The sequence below is a fragment of the uncultured Campylobacter sp. genome, assembly GCF_938031315.1.
Classification (GTDB): domain Bacteria; phylum Campylobacterota; class Campylobacteria; order Campylobacterales; family Campylobacteraceae; genus Campylobacter_B.
Genome location: NZ_CALHHT010000530.1, coordinates 1 through 1,391, shown reverse-complemented (window position 1 = coordinate 1,391; position 1,391 = coordinate 1). Strand labels below are relative to the sequence as shown.

The following is a 1,391-nucleotide window of genomic DNA, read 5'->3' as shown; positions in this document are numbered from 1 at the left end:
AAATTCCGCAGCTGCCGCCTCTAAATTTACGCGGCAGGATGGAAGTTTTGGCGCCAAATTTACGCGTGGATGTTGGACACAACGAGCTTGCGGCGCAGCAAGTAGCCCGCGAAATTATCGAAATCTACGGGGGCAGAAAGATCGTGCTGATTTACAACGCCTTTGCCGATAAGGACGTAGCCGCGGTGCTGCGGACTTTAGCACCCGTGGTAGAGCGCGTGGAGATCTTTAGCTACGAGGTTGCGGATCGCGAAATGGCAGCAGAGGCGATAACCCGTGCGCTTGACGCGCTTAAAATTCCGCATTCGCCGTTTCGCGGCGAGCTTAGAGCGGACGAGGAGTATTTGGTTTTCGGCTCGTTTCATTTGGTAGAAAATTTCATTTTATGGCTTGAGGCGCGCCGTGGCTAAAACTAAACTCACCCTAAGCGATCATTTTGGCACCAAGACGCTGTATTTTGGCGAAAATTTTAGATTTCAACTTAAAATTTTATCCGCGTTTTTTGTAATTTTTCTGCTAGTTTTGTTTTTTGCGATATTTAAACTCGCTAGCGACCGCTCAAATTTAAAGGAGCTAAACAAAACCCTCTACGCTGAAAATCTCGCGCTAAAAGAGCAAAATATCGCGCTTGAGGGCAAAAACGAGGAGGTGCTTGCCAAGCTGGACGGACGCGAAGACGATGGAGGCGGGCTGGATAGTGATATCCAGGTAATGCTTGCGATGAATGAGATGAAAAAGGAGCGTAAAAAGGGCTCCGGCGCGCATATCGCAGCTAGCGAAAAAACGGCGAGCGCGATTCTTAGCGCTGTGCCTAATGGACTTCCGATGCAGTATCGCGGCGTAACTAGCCCTTTTGGGATGCGCACTCATCCGATCAGCGGCGTTATGAGGATGCACCACGGCATCGACTTGCGAGCAAGCGAGGGCACTCCGGTGTTTGCGACGGCAGAGGGCTTCGTGCAGTTTGCAGGCGGTAGTGGCAGCGGATATGGAATTTTAGTGATTCTATCGCACAATTATGGCTTTGAGACCCGCTACGGCCACCTTAGCTCCGCGGTCGTAACGCCCGGTTCTTGGGTTAAAAAGGGCGATCTCATCGGCTATAGCGGTAACACCGGCTACAGCACCGGCCCGCACCTGCATTACGAAGTTAGGTTTTTGGCTCAAAGCGTCGATCCTGCAAATTTTATGAGCTGGAACGCGCAAAATTTCAAAAATATCTCAACCTTGGAGCCTAACGTATCGTGGCAGGAGATCGCAAACGTCGTGCAGCACCAGATCGAAAGGTTTAAATAATGCAAGCCGAGGTTTACGAATACTTTTTGCAAAACCAAAAAAAGATTTTGATCTGCGAGGACGATAAAGAGGCTGCGGCGTGCGAGCAGGCGCTT

At 50.3% G+C, this 1,391-nt stretch carries 1 protein-coding gene and 1 pseudogene; both read left to right on the top strand.

From position 1 onward, the window contains the following. Positions 1–410 (top strand): annotated as a pseudogene (locus Q0236_RS13190) (bifunctional folylpolyglutamate synthase/dihydrofolate synthase); the annotation flags it as partial. Then, complete coding sequence (locus Q0236_RS13185) at positions 403–1,296, top strand: M23 family metallopeptidase (protein WP_005872272.1); 894 nt, start codon at positions 403–405, stop codon at positions 1,294–1,296. The pseudogene Q0236_RS13190 and the gene Q0236_RS13185, both read left to right, overlap by 8 nt. Positions 1,297–1,391: the final 95 nt, after the last annotated feature.